The organism is Rodentibacter haemolyticus (assembly GCF_015356115.1).
Lineage (GTDB): Bacteria > Pseudomonadota > Gammaproteobacteria > Enterobacterales > Pasteurellaceae > Rodentibacter > Rodentibacter haemolyticus.
In genome coordinates this window covers 470,112-488,759 of record NZ_CP063056.1, presented here as the reverse complement: position 1 = coordinate 488,759, position 18,648 = coordinate 470,112, and the positions used below count along the sequence as shown (strand labels likewise).

Below are 18,648 nucleotides of genomic sequence, written 5' to 3'. Positions count from 1 at the left end.
TTGAAGAGAGGATAACTTATGTCAACTACATTAAAAGTATTAAGTGCAAAAAAAGTGATTGCCAGCCACGAAATTAACCGAGGTGAAGCACTGATTATCGAAGCGAGAGAGAAATCAAATTACCAATTAATTAACGATCAAACAGGGTTAGCCCCACAAAATATCATCGCCAAACGTGAAGGAAAAGATCTAAAACTTTTCTTAGAAGACGGCGATATGAGCGAAGATATCATCATCAAAAATTATTATGGAGATGAAAACAGCGAAGAAACCTCAAACTTAGTTGTCGGCCAACACGAAAACGGAGGTATCTATGCTTATGTACCGGAATCGGGTTTAAAATCCGATGCGGTGAGTATGTTGGCGGAACAAGTTGCCGCCCCACAAGCCTTGGGTGGTGAAGACTTAGGCAGCGCATTTTGGGCGTTTAACCCATGGTGGTTATTAGCATTAGTACCACTTGCAGCAGGCATTGCGATTGCAGCACATGATAGTGGCGGAAGTGGTAGCAATAACAACAATAATAATGTGAATACGGACACCGCAGCGGATAGTCCGAAATTAACACCGGAAAATAACGGCTCGGTAAAAGTAAAACCGGGTGCGGATAATACGAAAGTTGAGATTAAATATACTGACGAAGACGGTAACGAAAAAACGGCGACAGTCACGAAAGACAGCAAGGGTAATTGGACATCGGATGATCCGAATGTAATTGTTAATGACGACACTTTTACGATTCCGGCAGATAAAGTGAAAGACGGTTCAACAGTTATTGCAGAAGGGACGGACGATGCCGGAAATAAAGCTAAAGTCAGTGATAAGGCTAAATCAGATCCAAGTATTGAGCCACAACCACAACCTCAGCCACAACCGCAGGATACCAGTGCGGATAAGCCGGTATTAACACCGGAAAATAACGGCTCGGTAAAAGTAAAACCGGGTGCGGACAACACCAAAGTTGAGATTAAATATACTGACGAAGACGGTAACGAGAAAACGGCGACAGTCACGAAAGACAACAACGGTAATTGGACATCGGCTGATCCAAATGTGGTGATTAACAATGATGACACCTTCACAATTCCTGCGGATAAAGTGAAAGACGGCTCGGAAATCAATGCTAAAGGTACTGATGAAAAAGGAAATCAAGCGGATGCTGATCCTAAGAACGCAGGCAACAACCCAACCACGCCACGCATACCGGGTGATGTAGACGGAGACGGTGATGCGGATGATGATGACAACGACAACACCACAGAAAAAGGCGCACCGAAAGTAACGGTACCGGAAGCGGCAGACGGTTTCATCAACAAAGATGAAGCGGAGTCTGATGGCGGTGTACCGGCGGAAGTGGCTTTACCGAAGAACACCAAAGCAGGAGATACGGTTACAGTAACGGTAACGAAACCGGACGGTACAACCGAAGATGTTTCTCACGTTGTGACGGATACGGAAGAAGCGGCAGGTAAAGTAACCGTTACTATTCCAACAACTGCGGTTTCAGTGGACGGCGATTATAAAGTTACAGCGAAAGTGACGACTCCGGACGGACAATCCGGCAAAGAAAGTGCGGAAGTTCCATTCAAGGTCGATCAAACCGCTCCGACAGCCCCGGATGCGGAAGCACAAGCGGATGGTTCGGTCACGGTAGAGCCGAAAGATGAGAATCCGGTTACCATTAAATACATCGATGAAACTACGGGTACGGAAAAAGAGTTTACCGTGAAGAAAGATGACCAAGGCAACTGGACATCAGATGATAAACCGGCGAATGTTGCGGTTGATCCGGCTACGGGTAAAGTCACGATTCCGGCAACAGAAGTGAAAGATGCTTCGGAAGTGACAGCGATTGCGAAAGATCCGGCGGGTAATGAGTCGAAAGATACAGTGAATGCGGGTGTAAATCCTAATACAGACACCACAGCAGACGCACCAACAGTGAAAGCGGAGGACAATGGTGGTTTAACGGTAACACCAGGTTCGGACAATACGAAAGTAGAAGTACCGTTTAATGATGAAAACGATCAACCACAAAAAGTGAGTATTGTAAAAGATGGTGATGTGTGGAAAGTTGAAGACGGTACAACATTACCAACGGGCGTAGAACTTGATTCGGCAACAGGTAAAATCACAATTTACCCTGAGGCAATCAAAGACAATCAGGAAGTTGCAGCAACAGGTACAGACGAAAAAGGTAATACCGAAACAGGTAAAGACACGACCAAAGCAGACACAACACCACCTTCGGTAGATAATACGAATGGAGATGGTGTAGTAAGTAGCCCTGCGACAGTAAATGAAGGTCAAGAAGTAACAACCACAGTGAAACTGACCAACAACAATGGCGGCACACTACCGCTTGTAATTGGTAAAGATACTCCGGCACAAGGTGAGTTTGGTAAAGATGACTTTGAAACCCCGACTTTCAGCAATGGTGTGACTTACGATCCGGCAACCGGCACAATTACCGTACCGGCAGGCGTGAAAGAATTTACCATCACAACGAAAGCGAAAGAAGATTCCTCAACGGAAGGTACTGAAAAAGGTAAATTAACGGTAGGTGGAGTTGAAGGTAACGAAGTAACAGTTAATGATACTTCAGCAGATCCAACGGTACCGGATACCACAGCAGATGCCCCAACAGTGAAAGCGGAAGACAATGGCGGTTTAACGGTAACACCAGGTTCGGACAATACGAAAGTAGAAGTACCGTTTAATGATGAAAACGATCAACCACAAAAAGTGAGTATTGTAAAAGATGGTGATGTGTGGAAATTTGAAGATGGTACAACATTACCAAGGGGCGTAACACTTGATTCGGCAACAGGTAAAATCACAATTGACCCTGAGGCAATCAAAGACAATCAGGAAGTTACAGCAACAGGTACAGACGAAAAAGGTAATACCGAAACAGGTAAAGACACGACCAAAACAGACACAACACCACCTTCGGTAGATAATACGAATGGAGATGGTGTAGTAAGTAGCCCTGCGACAGTAAATGAAGGTCAAGAAGTAACAACCACAGTGAAACTGACCAACAACAATGGCGGCACACTACCGCTTGTAATTGGTAAAGATACTCCGGCACAAGGTGAGTTTGGTAAAGATGACTTTGAAACCCCGACTTTCAGCAATGGTGTGACTTACGATCCGGCAACCGGCACAATTACCGTACCGGCAGGCGTGAAAGAATTTACTATCACAACGAAAGCGAAAGAAGATTCCTCAACGGAAGGTACTGAAAAAGGTAAATTAACGGTAGGTGGTGTTGAAGGTAACGAAGTTACTGTAAATGATACTTCTACAGCTTCAAAAGCTCCTTCTATCGATATTGATAATATTGCGGGTCAAGCTCAGGCTATAGAAGGTACAGATGGTTATGCACAGTTCTTGCCAAGTAATATTACTACAACTGAAATTAGTAATGAAAATGGGGTAGTTACTAAAGGTTTCGTAATTAGCGGTACATCGCAAAACGTTCCGGCTGATACTGATGTTTCGGTTACAATTACAGCTAACGGAGAAACCTATTTTAGTGGCACGGCAAAAGTTAAGGCTGATGGTACTTGGTCTATTAATGTACCAACAACTACAGTCACAACAACGGTGACAGGTAGTGGTGAAGATGAAGTAACAGAAGTGACTACTACATATAATAATCCAAAATTTGATGTAGCTTATGAAGTAAAAGCAGCAGTCAATGTGGATGGAACTGATTATTCAGATACGGATATTGTTGATGCTGCGCCTGTTGTTACAGATATTTATCTTCAAGATAATTTACCTGATGATGCTGATGTATCAGAGTTTTATACAGATACTTCAAAATACGTTGGTCGTATTGATAGTATGGCTGATACGGATGCAACGAAGGCAATTAGCCGTGGTACAGGGTTAACAAATGATCCAAGTGCAGAATTACATTTCACTCTTGATAAGGCACTTAAAGGTGGTCAAGCAGTTAAAGTGTTACGCTACACTATTGTAGATGGAAACGAATCTTCAGTTGAAGATTTGACAGCCCAGTTGTCAAATAATGGCCTTGAGTACACTCTTAAACCAACAACTCCGCAATCTGAAACAACGAATGCGATATATCGTTATAAAGTGCTTGTTGAAGATCAAAACGGTGTTGATCTTTCCAGCAAAGATTTCACTTACCGTTTAGATACGATTGTTGAAGCAATGGATGTTAAAGAGTTGAACTCAGATACTAATCAGATGATCCTTCAAGCTGATGGAGTTTCTGAGGTTGGTGCTACCATTAAATATAAATACCAAACTGGTGCCGGTGAATCTGACTTGAAAGATGTAGTCGATAATGGGGATGGTACTTATACCCTTGATTTAGCTAACTGGAATCGTAAAGTAAACGGTAGTATTACACTTCAAGTTATTGATGCGGCGGGTAATGTTTCTGAAACGAAGGTCAATGCTGTTAGAAACTTGTTTAACGATTACACATTAGAGAAAGGTTTGAATCCTGCAGGTAATAATTTTGATGATCCTCTCGTTACAGGGCTAGGACCTAATGTAGGAGGACAATCAGCTTCTCTTGTTGCAGATAATCCGGGAACATTTGCATCTACAAACGGTAATGATACGCTTATCGTTGGTTTAGATAACTTCGGTGGAATGGGCCTCGGTAATGGCTCTGTTGGTCGTGGTACCTATGTTGGGGGAACAGTAAAAATTGAAATGGGTGCTGGTGATGACCATATCCAAGTGCGTGGTACAACTCAATCAATGGGAACTGCTGCAGAGGGTTATTTTGATATGGGAGAAGGTAATGACAAGATCTCATTTGCAGGCACATTCGTTATTGGTAACTATAATATTAGAATGGGTGAAGGAAATAATATCGTTAACTTTAGCGGTACCACTGTACAAGCCGCGGGGTTAGATATTAGTTATGGCGATGGCAACGATGTCTTGCGTGCCGATGTTAATAAAGATTTTGCCGGAAGCAAAACGATTAGTTTTGGTAACGGTGATAACTATATGGAAGTTGGCGCAGTATATGACAAAAATGATATTACTTTCGGTAATGGAAATGATGTATTTATTGCCAAATCTATCGGTACAAAGGCTCCTTCAAGCGGTACGATTGATATGGGAGATGGCAATGATGTATTCTCTGTTAGTGGGTTACTCGCACGACAAGAAGTGAAACTGGGTAACGGGGATGATGTCGCTATCATGGGTGATCGTATTGAGACTGGGGCTGCTTGGGGAAGACTCGATGGTGGGGACGGTAACGATACCTTAGTTTTAACGAAGTCTGATGGCAAAGTTAGCTTACAGAATGTGTTGAACTTTGAAGTTATTGATTTAACAGCTCCAACTGCTCAAACTATCGGCGTGAGTAATGATTATTTCACTCAGCAGAATGACACCACAAAAGCAGTCTATATTAAAGGTGGTACAAATGATACCGTTGACTTTGGTGACAATGGTAAATACATTAATGGTACTAAATTTAAAGATGGTGGTGGCGCTATTAAATCTAATTGGAATTTCTGGGAAAAAACAGAATCCGATGTGGTACATGATGGCGTGACTTATGATAAATATACCTATCGTACAGCAGCCGGTGATGTGAATGATGAGGCAGTGTATATCCAACAAGGTATCCAAATCATCTAATTTGTTCACTGACATTTAGTAACAAAACCGAATCCCCTAAGGTTCGCCTTAGGGGATTTTTTACAAAAGTAGTGTACTGTTTTGTTTTTCTAATGAATCGATTTCAAATTTCTCAAGAAGAAGCCTATTTGGAAAAGCAATTCGGTGAAGATTATCGCCGATATAAGTCAAAAGTAAGACGTTGGATATAAAAAATACGGTCAAAATCGACCGCACTTTTTATGTTTTACAATTTATTTTGCGCAGTTGCAATCTGCCGTTTTCTTTTCAAAACGTTCGGCAACATAATCCCAGTTTACGACATTCCAAAATTCTTTAATGTAGTCCGGACGGCGGTTTTGGAATTTTAAATAGTAAGCGTGTTCCCAAACGTCTAAACCGAGAAGTGGGAAACCTTCGCAGCCGGCGACATCTTTCCCCATTAACGGGTTATCTTGATTTGCGGTAGAAACAACCGCTAATTTTCCTTCTTTGCTTAATACTAACCAAGCCCAACCGGAACCAAAACGGGTTGCCGCCGCTTTTTCAAATTCAGCTTGGAACGCCTCAACAGAACCGAAATCACGCACGATCGTATCTTTTAATGAGCCCTGCAAGGTTGTGCCTTTTTTCAAGGATTTCCAAAATAAGCTATGGTTTGCATGACCACCGGCGTTGTTACGTAATGCGGTACGTTTTTCAGTCGGTAATTTATCAAGGTTTGAGATTAATTGTCCCGCACACATTTCTAAAAATTCAGGTGTTAAGCCTTCCAATGCTGCGTTTGCGTTATTTACGTATGTTTGGTGATGTTTACTGTGGTGAATTTCCATCGTTTGCGCATCAAAATACGGTTCTAATGCATCGTAAGCATAACCTAATTCAGGTAGAGAGTAAGCCATAATTCGTTCCTTCTATAAAATAAGTTTTCGTTTTGACTATTTTGGCTAATTTGATTTTAAACAGATAAAATCTAACCAAAAGTGTGTAAATAATAGCAGAAAATTTGATTTAGATCATTAAATGTTTTTTTATTCTGTCAATATTGGAGCTTTTGGGAAAGATTGTTCTAAATCAATAAACCCTATAATCTACTTCTAAAGAGTTATCTGTTTTGTTTGTCTGAATCTCGTCAAATTTTTCCCTTGTGGTAGAATATCGCCAAATTTAACGTGATGATTTCCCTATGTTTAACTTTCATACCTTATCTGTTAAGAATCTTGCTTGCCGACGGGGCGAGCGCTTGCTTTTTCGGGAGCTTTCATACGATTTCAGCAGCGGTGATTTTGTACAAATCGAAGGGTACAACGGCATTGGGAAAACGAGTTTATTGCGTATTTTGGCAGGGCTTGCGGAGCAATCGGCGGGTGAAGTGCGGTGGGATTCTGAGCTGATTTCTAAGCAACGGGAAATTTATCACCAAGATTTGCTTTATTTAGGGCATCTTGCCGGTGTGAAACCGGAACTTTCGGCTTGGGAAAATTTACAATTTTATCAACGTATTAACCAAGCGGAACAAGGCGATGATGTACTTTGGAACGTATTAGAAAAAGTGGGACTACTAGGACGTGAGGATTTACCTACAGCGCAGCTTTCAGCCGGTCAACAAAGACGTATCGCTTTAGCGCGTTTATGGCTTTCTCGAGCTCCTTTGTGGATTCTGGATGAACCTTTTACTGCGATTGATAAAAAAGGGATCGGTATTTTGACCGCACTTTTTGAAAAGCACGTTGAACAAGACGGTATCGTGTTACTGACCAGTCATCAAGATATACCGAGCTTGGCGTTAAAGAAACTGAATTTAGCCCATTACAAAAGCATATAGAAAGGAACGGTGGATGATTTTCCTTGAAATTATTAAACGGGAATTACAAATTGCAATGCGCAAGCGGGCTGAAATTTTAAATCCGCTATGGTTCTTTTTAATTGTGATTACGCTGTTTCCTTTGGTTATTGGGCCCGATCCTAAATTACTTTCCCGTATTGCGCCGGGGATAGCCTGGGTCGCTGCGTTACTTTCAGCCTTGCTTTCTTTTGAGCGTCTTTTCCGTGATGATTTTATTGATGGCTCGCTTGAACAATTAATGCTGGTCTCCCAGCCTTTAGCATTAACGGCATTGGCAAAAGTAACGGCACACTGGCTTTTAACCGGCTTGCCATTGATTTTACTTTCCCCTATCGCCGCGTTGCTGCTTTCCCTTGAGGTGAATATTTGGTGGGCATTGGTGCTGACTTTATTATTAGGTACACCGATATTAAGTTGTATCGGTGCCATTGGTGTCGCTCTAACTGTGGGCTTGCGTAAAGGCGGTGTATTGTTAAGTTTGCTTATCGTGCCTTTATTTATTCCCGTGTTGATTTTTGCTTCCTCCGTATTGGAAGCGGCAAGTTTGAATGTTCCTTACAATGGGCAACTTGCGATTTTAGGGGCGATGATGGTTGCTGCGATAACGCTTTCGCCTTTTGCTGTGGCGGCGGCGTTGCGTATTAGTTTAGATAATTGATAGGCAAATAGCACGAAAGTGCGGTTATTTTTCTTTTGATTTTTTTAAGGATCTTTTTATGTGGAAGTGGTTACATCCTTATGCGAAGCCGGAAACTCAATATCGCATTTGTGGAAAATTGAGTCCGTTATTTGCATTCCTTAGTTTGTTGTTACTTGGGGTTGGGGTCGTATGGGGCTTGGCTTTTGCACCTGCTGATTATCAACAGGGCAATAGTTTCCGAATTATGTATGTACACGTGCCATCGGCGATTTGGTCGATGGGAGTATATGGTTCTATGGCGATCGCGGCAGTGGTGGCGTTGGTGTGGCAAATTAAACAAGCTCACTTGGCAATGATTGCGATGGCACCCGTTGGTGCATTATTTACTTTTTTAGCCCTCGTTACCGGTGCTATTTGGGGCAAACCTATGTGGGGAACTTGGTGGGTGTGGGATGCCCGTTTAACCGCGGAATTGATCCTATTTTTCTTATATCTTGGTATTCTTGCGCTTTATTCCGCCTTTTCTGACAGAACAGTCGGCGCAAAGGCTGCGGGGATTTTATGTATTACTACCGTGGTTATTTTGCCGATTATTCACTTTTCAGTGGAATGGTGGAACACCCTTCATCAGGGGGCAAGTATCACAAAATTAGAAAAGCCGTCTATCGCCACGCCAATGCTGATACCGTTAGTTTTATGTATTTTCGGTTTTTTAACACTCTATATTTGGCTTACTTTGGTGCGTTATCGTGTGGAGTTATTAAAAGAAGATGCGAAAAGACCATGGGTAAAAGAATTGGCGAAAGAATTGAAGTAGTCAGAATTTTATTGTGGACGTAAGTAGCAGGATTGGTATTTTTTAGAGGGAAATGAGGAAGCGATGATGTTTTTTCAAACTTGGAGTGATTTTTTCAATATGGGTGGCTACGGATTTTATGTCTGGCTGTCTTATGCGGTTAGCTTTGTGTCGATTGTTGTGCTGATTGTACAAAGTGTGAAACAACGCAAGCAGGTATTACAAAATGTCCTGCGTGAAGTGCAACGCGAAGCCCGTTTACAACAAACCGATAAGGAGAACACCCTATGAATCCGAGACGTAAATCAAGACTTAAATTAGTTGTTTTCGTTGTGCTTGGCATTGCTATTGCAAGCGGTTTGATGTTGTATGCGTTGCGTCAAAATATTGACTTGTTCTATACGCCGTCAGAAGTGATTCAGGGTAAAGATAACAATCCGAACCAAAAACCGGAAGTGGGGCAACGTATCCGCGTGGGCGGTATGGTTGTGGAGGGATCGGTCGTTCGTGATCCGAAAAGTCTAAAAGTGCGGTTTGATTTGAACGATATCGGGCCTGCGATTAGCGTGGAATATGAAGGTATTTTGCCGGATCTTTTCCGTGAAGGACAAGGTATTGTAGCGCAGGGGGTGCTGACAGAACCGACAGTATTAACGGCAACGGAAGTATTGGCAAAGCATGATGAAAATTATGTGCCGCCTGAGTTAGATGAAAAGATGCAGAAAGTGCATAAACCTATGGGCGTTGAGGCTTCGGATTTAAAGGGTGAAAGCAACCGTGATCGTCAAGAAAAACAAGAAGGCGGGAAATGATTGCTGAATTAGGAAATTACGCACTCGCGTTGAGTTTAGCCGTTTCTTTAATGCTGGCTATTTTTCCTCTGTGGGGAGCGGAAAAAAGTAATGTGCAATTGATGGCGTTAGCGCGCCCGATGACTTACGGATTATTTGTTACGCTCACTATCGCCTTTGTCGCATTATTTTATTTGTTTGCCGTAAATGACTTTAGTGTGCAATATGTGGTGAATAATTCTAACAGCACGTTGCCGATTTACTATCGTCTTTCAGCCGTTTGGGGATCACACGAAGGTTCTTTATTACTTTGGATTTGGTTGCTTACCTTATGGTCTGCCGCGGTGGCGTTATTCAGTAAGCATTTACCACAAGAAGCGGTAGCCCGTGTACTTGGTATTATGGGCATTATTAGCGTGGGTTTTGTCTTGTTCGTGCTGTTTACTTCAAACCCCTTTACCCGCACTTTTCCTAATTTCCCTGTTGATGGTAAGGAACTTAATCCGATGCTGCAGGATGTCGGCTTAATTTTCCATCCCCCTTTGCTTTATATGGGCTATGTGGGTTTTTCTGTCGCGTTTGCCTTTGCGATTGCTTCCTTAATGACCGGTAAATTGGATTCCGCTTGGGCACGCTGGTCTCGCCCTTGGACACTTGCCGCTTGGGTATTTTTAACACTAGGGATTGTGCTTGGATCTTGGTGGGCATATTACGAGCTCGGTTGGGGAGGCTGGTGGTTCTGGGATCCGGTGGAAAATTCCTCGTTTATGCCCTGGCTGGCCGGTACGGCACTGATTCACTCGCTTTCCGTAACGGAAAAACGGGCTTCTTTTAAAGCTTGGACCGTATTGCTTGCGATTTTGGCTTTTTCCCTTTGCTTGCTTGGTACGTTTTTGGTTCGCTCAGGTATTTTGGTTTCGGTACACGCTTTTGCTTCTGATCCTACACGTGGGCTATATATTTTGGCTTATTTAATCGTTGTCATCGGGGGATCACTTGCGTTGTATGCTTACAAAGGTAGCCAAATTCGTTCGCTCGATAATGCGGAACGCTATTCTCGCGAAAGTATGTTGTTACTCAATAATATCCTATTAATGACCGCACTTTGCGTCGTATTTTTGGGGACATTATTACCGCTTGTACATAAACAGTTAGGTTTGGGAACGATCTCAATCGGTGCGCCGTTCTTTGATCAAATGTTTTTGATTATTATGACGCCATTTGCATTGTTACTCGGTATTGGACCGCTAGTGAAATGGCGACGGGATCAATTCTCCGCTATCCGTCTGCCGGTAATAATAAGTCTGATTGTTATGTCGGTTGCAGGTTTTGCGTTACCTTATTTCTTGCAAGATAAAATCACCGTCAGTGCTATGCTTGGCTCAATGATGACTGTTATTATCGTTTTATTGGCATTGTATGAATTACAACAACGGGCAACCTATCGTGAATCATTCTTCATTGGTGTACGCAAACTTTCCCGTTCTCATTGGGGAATGTTGCTTGCGCATTTGGGGGTAGCAATGACGATATGGGGCATTGCCTTTAGTCAAAACTTTAGCGTAGAGCGAGATGTACGTATGAAAGTGGGCGACAGTGCGCAAATCGGTCATTATGAGTTCAAGTTTACCGGTGTAAGTGATGCTAATGGCCCAAACTATATCGGCGGTAAGGCGCAAATTGATATTAGCAAAAATGGCAAACCTGAAGCGGTTTTATTTGCGGAAAAGCGTTTTTATACGGTAAGCCGTATGTCTATGACAGAGGCAGCAATTGACGGCGGTTTCACACGTGATCTTTATGTAGCGCTTGGGGAAAAACTTGATGATGATTCTTGGGCATTGCGTTTGTACTATAAACCTTTTATCCGATGGATTTGGATCGGCGGGTTATTTATGGCATTAGGCGGATTATTGTGTATGTTTGACAGACGTTATCGCTTTAATTCATTTTTGAAAAAATAACGCAGGTGAGCGAAATAAGGTTTTAATCATCATATTTTGGATTTATGTGTGGGTTTTTAAATATCCACGTTCTACAACAAGTCGTAAAGTGCGGTAAAAAATGAAAAAGAAATTACTCATTCCTCTTGTTCTCTTTTTGGCAGTGTCGATGATGTTTCTTGTGCAGCTTAATCGTAATGCACAAGGGGAAGATATAAAAGCATTGGAATCGGCATTAATGGGTAAACCTGTGCCGGTTAAAAGTTTAACGGAACTTTTTGAAAATAAAACTTACGGTAAAGAACTGTTTCAACAAGGAAAACCGATTTTGCTGAATGTGTGGGCGACTTGGTGTCCGACTTGTTATGCGGAACATCAATATCTAAATAAACTGGCACAGCAAGGGGTGACGATAATCGGTCTGAATTATAAAGATGATAGTGCAAAAGCCGTGAAATGGTTGAAAGATTTAGGAAATCCGTATCAAGTGGTGTTGAAGGACGAAAAAGGTGCTTTAGGGCTTGATTTAGGTGTGTATGGCGCACCGGAAACTTTTATTGTTGATGGCTCGGGTGTGATTCATTATCGTTTAGCCGGTGATGTCAACGAAAAAGTATGGATGCAAACCTTGAAACCGATTTATGACAAATTGGCAGGGCAAGAATAATGAGAAAATTAGGTATTTTTTTGACCGCACTTTTGTTTAGCTCAGTTGCATTTTGTGCGATTGATGCATTAAATTTTGCTTCGTCGCAACAAGAAAGTGATTATCATCAACTCACACAATCACTGCGTTGTCCTCAATGTCAAAACAATAATATTGCGGATTCTAATGCGACAATCGCAGTAGATATGCGCAGCAAAGTATTTGAATTGTTGCAGGAAGGCAAATCGAAAAATGAGGTGGTAGATTATATGGTGGCGCGTTACGGCAATTTTGTAACCTATGACCCGCCGATAACGGCTGCCACGCTCATTCTATGGATTGCGCCGTTATTTTTAATCGTATTTGGTGTGATTTTCTTATTAAAACGCAAACCGAAAGTCCAAAGTGCGGTCAAATCCGACACTGTTTTAACAGAGGAAGATAAGGCTCGTTTAGCGGAATTATTAAATCAAAAGGATAAATAGAATGTATTTTGTATTAAGCCTGATCACAATCACTTTGATGGTGGCATTAATTTGTTTTTATCCTTTATTGCGCCGATTTAAGACTAAAGATGAACAAAAGCGTGACGAATTAAACAAGGCATTATATTTTTCACGTTTACAAGAAATTGATCTGGATGATTCGCAAGGTTTAGTGGAAAATGCCGCCCAACTAAAACAAGAGCTGCAAAAAACTTTATTGGATGATGTGCCGTATCTGCAAGAAACCGCTACCCAATCCGAAAAATCCTATGGGAAAATTTGGTTTGTTTCCGGCTTGCTTGCCTTAGGGATTATTGCCGGTACTGCTTACTTTATGGTTGGAGCTTGGCGGGCGGAATCTATGCTTGAACAAACTTATGCAAAATTGCCGTATTTTTATGAACGAATGAAAGAAGAAGAGACGAATCCGCTTTCTGATGTGGAAATGCAACAATTTTCTACCGCACTTCGCATCGATTTACAGAAAAATTCAACCGATGCTAAAAAGTGGTGGCTACTTGGTCAAATCGGAATGAATTTAGGTGATGCGCGTTTAGCCTTTGATAGTTATCAAAAAGCACATAAGCTTGATCCTGAAAATTCAGAATATAAACTTGGTTATGCACGCGTATTGATGTTTTCTGAGGATACGACAGATAAGTTAAAAGGAAGCGATTTACTGCGTGAAGTCATTCGTAAAGATCATACCAATATTGAAGCGCTCAGTTTACTGGCTTTCCGTTATTTTGAAACGGAAGATTACAAAATGGCGGCTGTAACTTGGGCGATGATGTTACGCTTAATGCCAAAAGACGATAAGCGTATCCCATTGATTGAAAAGAGTATTCGTGCAGCCCGTGATGCTTTGGAAACGCAGGAGCAGGAAAAATCAAAAAGTATCACGCCTCAGAAAAATTAATATTGAAATAATATTGTAATAGTTTGGATTTAAAATTTTGTCGCATCAAACTAAACCCTTTTCAACGTTAATTTGACATGAAAGAACTATTTAGAATTGCAATATTACGCAGTCGTTGCACAAAACGAATTTCGTTATGTAGGTAAGGACATATATCATACACCCTGATAATAATGCTGTAGAATTGACGAGTATTTAATTTAAAAAAATATATTGAGAAATGGGTGAGGTTATTTCGTGAATAATATCGTTATTGATATTTATTTGTTGAAGATTTAACTCTAATGAGGTATCTTTCTTTTAAGAAAGGGAAGTATTTATAAAACTTAATAGAACTAGTGGTAATAAAAGGATTATACGTATGAGTTGCCGTAAGAAAATAAATATTTCCCTTTTGTTTTTTTCTACTTTATCGACTTTTTCTTTTTCAACTTTTGCAAACACATCACAAACAGATAGAGAAACAGAAGAGGTTGGAAATTTAGTCCGCTATGTTGATTCTAAAACCCAAGAAACTTTAGAACCGGAGAACTCACTCCAAGATACTAAAAAATTAGCCGGTAGCATTGAGTTTTCGGTTTATGTTGTGAATGAGGAATTTTCTTCTCATAGTGTTTTTGTTTCTAACGCAGGGATATGTGATGGCTTTGAAGGCAACTATGGTGTGGATTTTACGAATACGACTAGCAATTATGTCAATCGTGGGGATAAGAGTCAGTATTATGGTGGAATTACAGGTGCTTCAATCTATAAAGAAAAAAATTCGACAAATTTGAGGTATGCCCCTGTTTATGTAATTAACAATGCTCAATTAGAGAAAAAAATTCGTAAACGGGAAGAAGGAAAAATAGAGCAAACCGTTAAGGATAAAATTGATATAAGTAAAGCGTTTTTGGATAAAACAATTTGTAAACCGGGTAAAAAATGAAAAAATTATTGATTATATTTCCTATAGTGTTTCTTGTTGCTTGCGGTTCAACGCAACATCAACAAGATAATGGCGTTTATGATATGAAAACAGTTCAAGAGTATCAGGCCCGCGTTGCGAGCGGAAATACGGTAACCGCAGAACAGAAAGCAAACGCCGCAAGAGATATTGATGATCCGATAAAAGTAAATGCGAGTGATTCCCGCCCTAAAGTGCGATATCGTCAATCTGCACCGGTTGTGGTTATGCCAAGTGTCGGATTTGGTTATTATCGTGGCTATCATCATCGTTACTGGTAACAAGAAATAGTTTATTTTTATCTCTAAAAACAAACCGCACATAAAGTGCGGTTTGTTTTTATCAAGTTTTTATTTTTGTTCACTATGCCTTATTTTTTCTTCGCGTATTTCAGAGAATCTATCGCAACAGCAAGAATAATAATGCTACCTTTAATGATGTATTGCCAGTAAGGGTTCACACCGATATAGGTTAAACCGTAGTTAATCACGGTAAAGATTAATACCCCTGTTACTACACCGATGATAGTTCCTACGCCACCTGCAAAAGAGACACCGCCCACTACACAAGCTGCAATAGCGTCCATTTCATACATAAAACCTAGGTTGTTGGTGGCGCTACCGATACGACCGGCTTCCAACATTCCTCCGAATGCATAGAAGATACCTGAGATCATATAAATAAGCGCAAGGTTTTTGGCGACGTTTACACCTGAAACTTTAGCCGCTTCCGGATTTCCCCCAATCGCAAAAACATTCTTACCGAAGCGGGTTTTATTCCATAATATCCACATAAAGAAGGTGGCGATAGCCGCATAAATAGTGATGTAAGAGAGTTTGAACGAACCGAATCGGAAGAAACCTTGAGCAAAGGTTGAAAATTCTTCACTGAAACCGGCGATTGGAGAACCTCCCACCGCATCATAGTAGAGAGAATTTGCACCATAAACGATGATCATGGTTCCCATAGTGGCAATAAATGGCGTGACATTGAGATAAGCAACCACTAAACCGTTAAATAAACCGATTAATCCACCGATTGCACAAACAACAAGTATAACCACAGGAATCGGAATTTGACCTAAATCAGGGAAGACACGGTTAACATTATCAACGGCTTGTAACATTGTTGCGGAGATCACAGCCGCTAGACCCACCTGACGACCGGCAGATAAGTCCGTTCCCTGCGTAACGATTAAGCCCGCGACTCCGAGAGCTATAATTAAACGCACGGAAGATTGGGTTAAAATATTACTGAAATTCATCAAGTTTAAGAAGGTTGGATCTTGTGCAATGATGATGCCGAGCAGAATCAACAGCACAAAATAAATAGCATTTTGTTTTAAGAAATCAAAGGATTTATTTTTTTCTAAGGCACTCATAATATCTGTTCCTTGTGTTTTTATAAATATTTTGCGGCTAATTGCAAAATTTCTTCTTGAGAGGTTTTTGCGGTTTCCACAACACCGGCTAGTTTTCCGTTACTCATGACTAAAATTCGATCTGTTATTCCTAATAATTCAGGCATTTCTGATGAAATTATAATGATTCCTTTATCTTTTTTAGCGAGTTCTTGAATAAGCTGATAAATCTCAAATTTTGCACCAATGTCGATGCCTCTGGTTGGTTCATCAAGCATCAGAATTTCAGGTTGAGTTAATAACCAACGACCAATAATCACTTTTTGTTGGTTTCCTCCGGAAAGAGAACCTATTGCAGTTTTGTGAGATGGGGTTTTTACATTCATCGCATCAATTACCCATTGAGTATCACTGCGCATTTTTTTATTGTTCAGTAGCCCAAAAGGATTGAGATAGGATTTCATATTCGAAATCAAAGAATTGAATTCAATACTTAAATTTGAATAGATTCCTGTGGAACGTCGCTCTTCGGTGACTAAGGCAAAACCATTATTAATCGCTTCAAGTGCGGTTCGATTTTTTACTGTTTTTCCATGTAATTTAATCGTCCCCTTTTGGAGTTCGCGTACACCGAAAATGGCTTCCACGATATCGGTTCGTTTTGCACCTACAAGTCCGGCAATGCCTAGAATTTCCCCTTTACGCAATTCAAAGGAAACATCTTGGATAGAGGGTTGATTTACCGCTGTAAGGTGTTCAACTTCCAAAATTACCTCTTTCGGTACGTTTGTTTTTTCCGGGAAACGCTGCGTTAATTCACGACCTACCATCATGGCAACGATTTGTTCCATTGTAGAACTTTTGACCGGTACGGTATTGATCCATTTTCCGTCTCGAAGAATAGTAATTTCATCACAAATTTTAAAGATTTCGTCCATTTTGTGAGAAATATAAATGATGCCGCAACCGCGATCTTTTAATTTTTGAATAATTTTAAATAGATGCTCTACCTCTTTTTCCGAAAGTGAAGAGGTGGGCTCGTCCATAATGACGATTTTGGCGTTATATGAAAATGCTTTTGCAATTTCAATCATCTGCATTTGTGATACGGAGAGTTTAGCGACTTTTTCTTTTGGATCGATATCAATGTCCAATTCATCAAAAATTGCTTTGGTATCACGGTACATTTTTGTGTGATCAACAAAAGGTCCTTTAAGCGGATAACGACCTAGCCACAGATTATCCATTACACTGGTTTGACGTACTAAATTAAGTTCTTGGTGAACCATTGAAATCCCATTTTCTAGGGCTTCTTTTGAGGTTTTAAAGTTCACGGGCTTATCAAGAAAAAGAATTTCGCCTTCATCTTTGGCGTAAATGCCAAACAAGCATTTTAATAATGTGGATTTTCCCGCACCATTTTCTCCCATTAACGCGTGGACTGAGTGCGAGCGGACAGTTAAGTTTGCGTTATCTAAGGCTTTTACACCGGGAAAGGACTTGCAGACATTCGTCATAGTAAGCAGCACTTGGCTGCCTTGACTTGAATTTTGAGCTGTCATATCCAACCTCATTTGAAATAGGGGAGGCTGTTGGGCACTCCCCTAAAGATTACAACATTAATTTTTATTTTAAGAACTCGGTCAAATTGTCCTTATCTATTCCTACATAAGGAATACGTACAACACGATCTTTTAATTCCCATTTAGTACCTTCGGTTGCCGGTTTTCCTTGAGAAAGATTATTTGCAAGTTGAACAACTGCTTTACCTTGGTTTACGCCATCATTTAATACGGTACCTGCAATATCGCCTTTCTTGATAAGTTGTAGTGCTTCGGGTAACGCATCTACACCGAAGATTGGTAATTTTTTACCATGTGCTTTTGTTGCTTCAAGTGCGCCCATTGCCATACCGTCATTGTTTGAAATGATAACTTCAATGCTATTGGCTTTAGAACTGGATAACCATGCATCGACTTTATCTTTTGCCATTGCAGCATCCCACATACCGGTATCAATGAAGAGTTGTTCGGTTTGAATCCCTTGTGCATTTAATTGTTCAATTACGTATTTGGTACGGGCCTCGGCATCAGGGTGACCGGGTTCGCCTTTTAAGAGCACATACTGAATTTTACCGTCTTTATTCAAATCCAATGCAGGCATTGCTTTCCATTGTTTGGCAATTAAATCACCTTGAATTAAGCCTGATTCTTTCGGATCAGTTCCTACATAGTAAGCGTTATCATAAGAGGAAATTGCTTTCGCCCCCGGATCTTTATTAAAGAAAACGACAGGAACATTATCTGATTTTGCTTTACCGATAATCGTTGGTGCGGCTGCCGGGTCAACTAAGTTGATTGCGAGGGTTTTTACGCCTTTTGAAAGTAATACGTCAACTTGGTCGTTTTGAATGGACTGTGCGTTTTGGGAATCGTTCATTAACAATTCGATGCCTTTTAATGCTTCGGCTTCTTTCTTAATTTCTTTACGCATTAATGACATAAAATTATCGTCATATTTGTAAATGGTTACACCGATACGGGTATCAGCCGCATTGCTTGCTGTCGCTGCGCCTAAACCTACTGCTAATGCGACCGCACTTAGTACTGTTCTTTTCATAAAACGCTCCTATGGGAAGGTTGATG

Annotated in this window: 17 protein-coding genes; 13 read left to right on the top strand and 4 right to left on the bottom strand. The window is 40.9% G+C overall.

Annotated features, from left to right (window positions below):
* Positions 1 to 18 precede the first annotated feature (18 nt).
* The gene (locus IHV77_RS02405; RefSeq protein ID WP_194812571.1) at positions 19 to 5,652 is read left to right on the top strand and encodes a hypothetical protein; all 5,634 of its coding nucleotides are present in this window, start codon (positions 19 to 21) and stop codon (positions 5,650 to 5,652) included.
* A gap of 92 nt (positions 5,653 to 5,744) precedes the next feature.
* On the top strand, positions 5,745 to 5,843 hold the full coding sequence (locus IHV77_RS11970) for a methyltransferase family protein (RefSeq protein ID WP_408635272.1): 99 nt from the start codon (positions 5,745 to 5,747) through the stop codon (positions 5,841 to 5,843).
* A 42-nt stretch (positions 5,844 to 5,885) separates the two neighbouring features.
* Here the strand turns inward: IHV77_RS11970 and sodA are convergent, their stop codons facing one another.
* The gene (gene sodA, locus IHV77_RS02400; RefSeq protein ID WP_194812570.1) at positions 5,886 to 6,533 is read right to left on the bottom strand and encodes a superoxide dismutase [Mn]; all 648 of its coding nucleotides are present in this window, start codon (positions 6,531 to 6,533) and stop codon (positions 5,886 to 5,888) included.
* Between the two features lie 284 nt (positions 6,534 to 6,817).
* Here sodA and ccmA point away from each other — a divergent pair, with 284 nt between their 5' ends.
* The 11 genes from ccmA (at position 6,818) to IHV77_RS02345 (ending at position 14,924) form a co-directional block, all read left to right on the top strand.
* Positions 6,818 to 7,456, top strand: a complete 639-nt coding sequence (ccmA, locus tag IHV77_RS02395; protein ID WP_194812569.1) for a cytochrome c biogenesis heme-transporting ATPase CcmA — start codon at positions 6,818 to 6,820, stop codon at positions 7,454 to 7,456.
* A gap of 13 nt (positions 7,457 to 7,469) precedes the next feature.
* Positions 7,470 to 8,135, top strand: a complete 666-nt coding sequence (gene ccmB, locus IHV77_RS02390; protein ID WP_194812568.1) for a heme exporter protein CcmB — start codon at positions 7,470 to 7,472, stop codon at positions 8,133 to 8,135.
* A 58-nt stretch (positions 8,136 to 8,193) separates the two neighbouring features.
* Complete coding sequence (locus IHV77_RS02385) at positions 8,194 to 8,934, top strand: heme ABC transporter permease (protein ID WP_194812567.1); 741 nt, start codon at positions 8,194 to 8,196, stop codon at positions 8,932 to 8,934.
* 66 nt (positions 8,935 to 9,000) lie between these two features.
* Entirely contained in the window at positions 9,001 to 9,204 is a 204-nt protein-coding gene (gene ccmD / locus IHV77_RS02380) for a heme exporter protein CcmD (RefSeq protein WP_194813199.1), read from the top strand.
* Positions 9,201 to 9,725 carry a cytochrome c maturation protein CcmE gene (gene ccmE / locus IHV77_RS02375; protein ID WP_194812566.1) on the top strand — a complete coding sequence of 175 codons (525 nt, stop codon included), beginning with the start codon at positions 9,201 to 9,203 and terminating at the stop codon, positions 9,723 to 9,725. The genes ccmD and ccmE overlap by 4 nt, the downstream gene beginning before the upstream one ends.
* Complete coding sequence (locus IHV77_RS02370) at positions 9,722 to 11,668, top strand: heme lyase CcmF/NrfE family subunit (RefSeq protein WP_194812565.1); 1,947 nt, start codon at positions 9,722 to 9,724, stop codon at positions 11,666 to 11,668. The genes ccmE and IHV77_RS02370 overlap by 4 nt, the downstream gene beginning before the upstream one ends.
* A gap of 100 nt (positions 11,669 to 11,768) precedes the next feature.
* Positions 11,769 to 12,314 (top strand): DsbE family thiol:disulfide interchange protein, encoded by a 546-nt coding sequence (locus IHV77_RS02365; protein WP_194812564.1) that lies wholly within the window; start codon positions 11,769 to 11,771, stop codon positions 12,312 to 12,314.
* Positions 12,314 to 12,778 carry a cytochrome c-type biogenesis protein gene (locus tag IHV77_RS02360; RefSeq protein ID WP_194812563.1) on the top strand — a complete coding sequence of 155 codons (465 nt, stop codon included), beginning with the start codon at positions 12,314 to 12,316 and terminating at the stop codon, positions 12,776 to 12,778. The genes IHV77_RS02365 and IHV77_RS02360 overlap by 1 nt, the downstream gene beginning before the upstream one ends.
* 1 nt (position 12,779) lies before the next feature.
* Entirely contained in the window at positions 12,780 to 13,697 is a 918-nt protein-coding gene (gene ccmI / locus IHV77_RS02355) for a c-type cytochrome biogenesis protein CcmI (protein ID WP_194812562.1), read from the top strand.
* A 361-nt stretch (positions 13,698 to 14,058) separates the two neighbouring features.
* Complete coding sequence (locus IHV77_RS02350) at positions 14,059 to 14,625, top strand: hypothetical protein (protein WP_194812561.1); 567 nt, start codon at positions 14,059 to 14,061, stop codon at positions 14,623 to 14,625.
* Positions 14,622 to 14,924 (top strand): hypothetical protein, encoded by a 303-nt coding sequence (locus IHV77_RS02345; protein ID WP_194812560.1) that lies wholly within the window; start codon positions 14,622 to 14,624, stop codon positions 14,922 to 14,924. The genes IHV77_RS02350 and IHV77_RS02345 overlap by 4 nt, the downstream gene beginning before the upstream one ends.
* Before the next feature lie 89 nt (positions 14,925 to 15,013).
* Here IHV77_RS02345 and mglC read toward each other — a convergent pair whose 3' ends face one another.
* The 3 genes from mglC to mglB all read right to left on the bottom strand — a co-directional run bounded on the left by mglC (position 15,014) and on the right by mglB (position 18,622).
* Complete coding sequence (mglC, locus tag IHV77_RS02340) at positions 15,014 to 16,024, bottom strand: galactose/methyl galactoside ABC transporter permease MglC (RefSeq protein WP_194812559.1); 1,011 nt, start codon at positions 16,022 to 16,024, stop codon at positions 15,014 to 15,016.
* Positions 16,025 to 16,044: 20 nt separating this feature from the next.
* Positions 16,045 to 17,565 carry a galactose/methyl galactoside ABC transporter ATP-binding protein MglA gene (gene mglA, locus IHV77_RS02335; RefSeq protein WP_194812558.1) on the bottom strand — a complete coding sequence of 507 codons (1,521 nt, stop codon included), beginning with the start codon at positions 17,563 to 17,565 and terminating at the stop codon, positions 16,045 to 16,047.
* Between the two features lie 64 nt (positions 17,566 to 17,629).
* Positions 17,630 to 18,622 (bottom strand): galactose/glucose ABC transporter substrate-binding protein MglB, encoded by a 993-nt coding sequence (gene mglB, locus IHV77_RS02330; RefSeq protein ID WP_194812557.1) that lies wholly within the window; start codon positions 18,620 to 18,622, stop codon positions 17,630 to 17,632.
* Positions 18,623 to 18,648: the final 26 nt, after the last annotated feature.